Source organism: Spirillospora sp. NPDC049652 (assembly GCF_040675125.1).
Classification (GTDB): Bacteria; Actinomycetota; Actinomycetes; order Streptosporangiales; family Streptosporangiaceae; genus Spirillospora.
On the sequence record NZ_JBFAOF010000429.1, the window covers coordinates 1 to 5,731 of the forward strand.

Annotated in this window: 6 protein-coding genes and 1 pseudogene; 6 read left to right on the top strand and 1 reads right to left on the bottom strand. The window is 74.3% G+C overall.

Annotated features, from left to right (window positions below):
* The 6 genes from AB0J52_RS24205 to AB0J52_RS24230 form a co-directional block, all read left to right on the top strand.
* Positions 1-425: SDR family NAD(P)-dependent oxidoreductase (locus tag AB0J52_RS24205; RefSeq protein ID WP_500184373.1), on the top strand; the 425-nt coding region annotated here is incomplete at its 5' end.
* Positions 426-610: 185 nt separating this feature from the next.
* Entirely contained in the window at positions 611-1,564 is a 954-nt protein-coding gene (locus AB0J52_RS24210; RefSeq protein ID WP_500184374.1) for a DMT family transporter, read from the top strand.
* 17 nt (positions 1,565-1,581) lie between these two features.
* Entirely contained in the window at positions 1,582-2,331 is a 750-nt protein-coding gene (locus AB0J52_RS24215; RefSeq protein WP_500184376.1) for a serine protease, read from the top strand.
* Between the two features lie 74 nt (positions 2,332-2,405).
* Complete coding sequence (locus AB0J52_RS24220; RefSeq protein WP_500184378.1) at positions 2,406-3,311, top strand: NAD-dependent epimerase/dehydratase family protein; 906 nt, start codon at positions 2,406-2,408, stop codon at positions 3,309-3,311.
* Between the two features lie 107 nt (positions 3,312-3,418).
* A complete protein-coding gene (locus AB0J52_RS24225; RefSeq protein WP_500184380.1) occupies positions 3,419-3,889 on the top strand; it encodes a hypothetical protein in 471 nt (156 codons plus the stop codon).
* A gap of 129 nt (positions 3,890-4,018) precedes the next feature.
* On the top strand, positions 4,019-5,539 hold the full coding sequence (locus tag AB0J52_RS24230; RefSeq protein WP_500184382.1) for a CehA/McbA family metallohydrolase: 1,521 nt from the start codon (positions 4,019-4,021) through the stop codon (positions 5,537-5,539).
* A gap of 4 nt (positions 5,540-5,543) precedes the next feature.
* On the opposite strand, the pseudogene AB0J52_RS24235 reads toward AB0J52_RS24230, so the two are convergent.
* Positions 5,544-5,731, bottom strand: a pseudogene (locus AB0J52_RS24235) (RNA polymerase sigma factor); the annotation flags it as partial.

Consider the following 5,731-nt stretch of genomic DNA (forward strand, 5'->3'; position numbering starts at 1 on the left):
TTCTCGCGGCGCTGCCGGGGATGCTGGAGCGCGGGCGCGGCGGGGTCGTCAACGTGGCGTCGGTCGCGGCGTTCGCGACGCGGGGGACCTACGGCGCGTCCAAGGCGTGGGTCGTGTCGTTCTCGCAGGCCGCCGCGTCCGAGATCGCGGGGCGTCCGGGCGCGGAGAGGGTGCGGGTCATGGCGCTGTGCCCGGGGTTCGTGCACACCGAGTTCCACGAGCGCGCGGGGATGGACATGGCGGGCGTCCCCGAGTTCATGTGGCTCGACCGGGACAGGGTCGTGGACGAGGCGCTGCGGGATCTGCGGCGCGGGGTCGGGGTCAGCGTCCCGGGCGCGCAGTACAAGGCGATCGTGGGGCTGAGCCGGTTCGTGCCGCCGTCGCTGGTCGGGCGGTTCTCCCGTTCCGGCCGCAAGTGGGACTGAGCCCCCAGGGCCGGAACGCGGGGCCACCGCCGGACGCGGGTGGGCGTCGGGACGACGCGTGAGCGCCCTCGCCGGATGACACGAGGGCGCCGGAAGTTCGTCCGAAGGGATTGTCAGGGCACGGGCGGACACGCGATGGTGTCAACCCGAATCTCCCCGCGACCCCGCCCCGAAAGGTCCCGCCGATGGGCCACGACCTCGGTTACGCAGCGCTGGCCCTGCTCGCGACCAGCACGTACTACGTCGCCTTCGTGGTGTTCCGGGCGGCGGCCGGGCGGATGCCGCCGCTGCGGGGCGGCCGCCCGTTCCAGGTCGCCTGGACGATGCTGACCGACCCGGTGTGGTTCGGCGGCGGGCTGCTGCTGTTCGCGGGGCTCGCCGGCGAGGTGGTGGCGTTCGAGGAGCTGCCGCTGGCGGTGGCGCAGCCGGTGTTCGCGGTGAGCCTCGTCCTGCTGGTGGTCTACGCGGTGGGGGTGCTCGGCGAGCGGATGACGGGGCGCGAGTGGGCGAGCGTCGCGCTGTTCGTGGTGGCGACGGTGCTGATCGGTTTGTCCGCCGAGGACGGGTCGGCGTCGGCCGAGCGCGGGTGGCGGCACACGCTGGCGGACCCGTGGCCGCTGGTCGCGGTGACGGTTCCGGCGCTGCTGGTCGCCGGGCTGGTGTGGCTGGTCGGGGACCGGCGCGCGGGCGGACGGCACGCGCGGCGGCTGGCCGGGGTCGCCTACGGGATCGGCGCGGGCGTGTGCGCGGGGCTGGCCGAGGCTGGCATCCGGGGCATGGCGCTGGTGTTCGAGGACTCGCACCGCGACGTCGTGGCCGTCCTGAACACGCCCTACCCGTACCTGACGCTCGGGCTCGCGGCGCTGGCGCTGGGGCAGTTGCAGGTGGCGCTGCAGCGCTGCCGGCTGGTGATCATCGCGACGGTGCTGACCGTCATCGGCCGCGGGTACCTCGTGCTGGCGAGCACGGTGCTGTACCACGAGGGCTGGCCGTCCGACCCGGTGCCGTTCGCGCTGCGCACGGCCGGTTTCGCGCTCGCGCTGGCGGCGCTGGTGAACTTCCCCCGGCACGAGCGGCGGAACGCGGCGGACCGCCGAAACGGACGGAACGGGCGGAATACCGTGCAGCACGTCCAGTGATTTCCTACATTCGCTGCATGGCACTCCCCTCTCCCCTGCGCCGTGCCGCTCTCACCGCCGCTGCCGCAGTGTCCGCCGCCGCCCTGCTCCCCGCCGCGTCCGCCGCCGCGGTCGTGCACGGCCGGGAGGCGTCCGCCGCGCGGTACCCGTGGCTGGGGGCGGTCGGCTCGCCGTTCTTCTTCGTGCGTCCCGCCGGGCAGTTCTGCGGCGGCGCGCTCACCGCGCCCGACAAGGTGCTGACCGCCGCCCACTGCGTCGCGTCCGTGCGGGGCCTGCCCGGCGTCCTGCGGGTGACGTTCGGGCTCAGCGACCTGCGCGACAAGGGCGGTGAGGCCGTGACCGTCAAGAGCGTGTGGGTCGATCCGCGCTACCACGAGACCAAGTTCAAGACCGAGGACGTCCAGCACCACGATGTCGCCGTGCTGACGTTGAAGCGGCGCGTGAACCGGCCGACCGTCGCGACCGGACGTGCGGGCGACGCGCGCGCGGGCGAGGTCGTCGGCTGGGGCACCACGTCGGAGTCGAATCTGTTCAACACGCGGCTGCACGCGGCCTCGGTGCCGCTGCGCGGGGACGCGGCCTGCACGGCCGCCTACGGGTCGTCCTACGACGCGTCCGACATGCTGTGCGCGGGATCGCCGCAGGCGGACACGTGCCAGTTCGACAGCGGCGGGCCGTTGCTGGTGAACGGACGTGTCGTGGCGTTGACGTCGTGGGCGTACGGGTGCGCGCGTCCCGGGTATCCGGGCGTGTACTCGCGCGTCTGACACACCGGCTCTGGTGAGGGTGTGACACGCCGCCGGTCATTGCCCGCCTCGGCGACGCTGGTCATGCTGGACACATGCGCGTGTTGGTGACAGGAGCGGCGGGTTACGTCGGTTACGCGGTCGGTCGTCGGCTGGTGGCGGCCGGGCACGAGGTGGACGGGCTCGTGCGCGCGCCCGGCAGGACGGTGCCGCCAGGGGTCCGTCCGGTGGTCGGTGACCTGCTGGGGCCGCTCACGCTGGACGGGACCTATGACGCGGTGTGCCATCTGGCCGCGCTCACGCGCGTGCGCGAGTCGTTCACGGAGCCGTTGCGGTTCTACACGGCGAACGTCCAGGGCACGGTGCATCTGCTGGACGCTCTGCGGGGCGAGCCCACGGTCGTGTACGGCTCCACGGGGGCCGTCTACGGGACGCCTGACGAGCTGCCCGTTCTGGAGACGCAGCCGGCTGCGCCGTCCAATCCCTATGGGGCGTCGAAGCTGGCGGCCGAGGACGCGGTCCGGTACCAGGCGGCGACGGGGCAGATCGGCGCGGTGGTGCTGCGGACGTTCAACGTGTCCGGGTCGGTGGACGGACGCGGCGACCCCGACCCGACGCGGCTGATCCCGCGCGCGCTCGCCGTGGCCGCCGGGACGGCTCCGCACCTGGAGGTGAACGGCGACGGCGGGGCCGTCCGCGAGTACCTGCATGTGGACGACCTCGCGCGCGCGTACGAGCTCGCCCTGACCGCCGCGACACCCGGCACCCACCGCGTCTACAACGTCGGTTCGGGGGTCGGCGCGTCCGTCGCGGAGGTGATCGGGACGGTCGAGAAGGTGACCGGGCGGGACGTGCGGGTCGTCCACCGGCCGCCGGCGCCGGAGCCGCCGCTGCTGCTGTCCGACACGGCGGCGATCCGCCGCGATCTCGGCTGGGCGCCGGAGCGGTCCGCCCTCGCGGAGGTCGTCGGGAGCGCCTGGGAGGCCCTCCAGGCCCGGTGACGACAGGCCCGCAGCCCCTCTGACGTGGGAATATCCGGCCTCTCATTTTGGTTAGACAGACTAAAGAGAGAGTGCGTCGGAGGAGTCGTCCTGTGACCGTCCAGCCCATGTCCGCCCCTACCGCCCCCGCCCCCGTCACGTCGCCGGTTCCTGAGACGGACGCCCGGCAGCACGTGCCGGTGCTCGCGCTGAGCCCCGGCGAGGAGATCGCCACCGGCCTCCACCTGGACGCGCTGGCCCCCGGGGAGCATCACCGCGACACCCTCGTCGTCCGGTACCGGGCGGACGAGGACGCCGTGGTGGCCCTGCGCGTCGAGTGCGCGGACCCGGCGACCGCGTCCCGGGACGTGCACGTCGGGGTCTTCGAGCACGCGGGCGCGCTGATGCCGTTCCCGGTTTTCAGCGGAACCCTGCTCGATCTCGCCCGCCGGAACCGGGCGTTCGGCCGCTGGACCGGCCGCGGCGACGGCGACGACCACGAGGTCGTGTACGAGATCTCCACGTCGCTCGCGCGGGACGCCGCGTCCGCGAGCGCGCCCGCCGACGTCACCCTCCACTTCACCGCCACCCGCGGCTGAGCCCGCCGCCGCCCGGGTTCCCGGGGACGGCTTCGCCTGCGCGCCACCGGGCGATCGCGGACGGTTCGCGCGCCCGTAACCGGCGAGGACGACGCTGATCGGCGGTTCTCGATCCGGTTGGAGGGGCGCATGCGGCGTCGCGACGTTCTCAGGCTCTCGGTGATCGCGGGCGCGGGTGTGCTCACCCTCGATCCGGTCACGTTCGCGCGCGCGGACGCGCCCGGCGCGGCTCCCGGCGGCGCGCCCGGCTCCGGGGAGGTGACGCGGACGGTCAGCGGGCATCTGCCGACCGGCGCGGCCGACTACGTGTACCTGCCGGTCGAGGTCCCGCGCGGCGTCCGGGAGATCGCGGTCTCCTACACCTATGACCGGCCGCAGGTGCCGTCCGGGACGCAGGGGAACGCGTGCGACATCGGCGTCTTCGACGAGCGCGGCACCGAGCTGGGCGGACGCGGCTTCCGCGGCTGGTCGGGCGGGGCGCGCACCGAGTTCACGATCAGCGCGGAGCAGGCGACGCCCGGCTACCTCGCGGGACCGGTCAACGCCGGGACCTGGCACATCGTCCTCGGGCCGTACACGGTCGCGCCGCAGGGCGTGAACTACAGCGTCACGGTCACCCTGCGATACGGGGCGGCGGGCACGACGCCGCGTCCGGTGTACCCGCCGGCGCGGGCCAAGGGGCGGGGACGCGCCTGGTACCGGGGCGACTGCCACCTGCACACCGTCCACTCGGACGGTAAGCGGACGCCCGCCGAGGTCGCGGCCGCCGCGCGCGTCGCCGGGCTGGACTTCATCACCACGACCGACCACAACACCTCGTCCGCGCACGGCGCGTGGGCCGGGCTGTGGGGCGACGACCTGCTGATCCTGCCGGGCGAGGAGGTCACCACGCGCAACGGGCACGTCCTGGCGATCGGCGTCGAGCCGGGCACGTTCGTGGACTGGCGCTACCGCGCGCGGGACGACGAGTGGGAAAGGTACGCGCGGCGGATCCGGCAGGCGGGCGGGATCGTGGTGCCCGCGCACCCGCACGGCACGTCGATCGGGTCGTTCTGGAAGTACGGCTACGACCAGGCGGACGCGATGGAGGTGTGGAACTCCACCTACTCCCCCGACGACGAGATGTCGGTCGGGGACTGGGACAACCAGTTGGTCACCGCCGCGCGCGGGCGCGGCCGGTGGCTGCCCGCGATGGGCAACAGCGACGCGCACCGCGAGCCGCAGGTCGTCGGGCTGCCGCAGACGGTCGTGCTGGCCGACGAGCTGAGCCGGTCCGCGATCCTGGCCGGGCTCCGCGCGGGACGGAGCTGGATCGCCGAGTCGTCCCAGGTGGAACTGGACTTCGCGGTCTCGGGGGGCGTCCGGCGGGCGGGGATCGGGGAACGGCTCGCGGCGCGCGCGGACCGTCCGGTGACCGTCCGGCTGGAGGTGTCCGGGGTCGGGAAGGGCTGCTCGGTGCGGTTCATCACCGACCAGGGGCCGCTGTTCTGGGCGGCGGTCCCGGACTCGGGGGCGGGCACGTTCGAGTGGCAGACCACGCCGTCCTACGCCGCGTACGTGCGCGCCGAGGTCCGGCACGCGGCGGCGGCGGACGGGACGGCCGGGCCCATGGCGGCGTTGACGAACCCGGTCTGGCTGGACGTCCGGTAGCGCGTTACAGCCGGGTTTCCAGGGCGGCCAGGCGGCGGCGCAGGTGGGCGCGCTCGGGGTCGGTTCCGGCCAGTTCGAGTGCGGCGCGGTAGGCGGACGCGGCCTCGGGCAGACGGCCGAGGCGCTCCAGCAGGTCGGCGCGGGCGGCCTGGTACGGGTGGTGGGCGCGGAGCCGGGGCTCGTCGCGCAGGC

Bases quoted from the DNA above. Each gene is read 5' to 3' on its own strand.
- AB0J52_RS24225 (WP_500184380.1), top strand. From the start codon at position 3,419: ATGTCCGCCCCTACCGCCCCCGCCCCCGTCACGTCGCCGGTTCCTGAG.
- AB0J52_RS24215 (WP_500184376.1), top strand. From the start codon at position 1,582: ATGGCACTCCCCTCTCCCCTGCGCCGTGCCGCTCTCACCGCCGCTGCC.
- AB0J52_RS24210 (WP_500184374.1), top strand. From the start codon at position 611: ATGGGCCACGACCTCGGTTACGCAGCGCTGGCCCTGCTCGCGACCAGC.
- AB0J52_RS24220 (WP_500184378.1), top strand. From the start codon at position 2,406: ATGCGCGTGTTGGTGACAGGAGCGGCGGGTTACGTCGGTTACGCGGTC.
- AB0J52_RS24230 (WP_500184382.1), top strand. From the start codon at position 4,019: ATGCGGCGTCGCGACGTTCTCAGGCTCTCGGTGATCGCGGGCGCGGGT.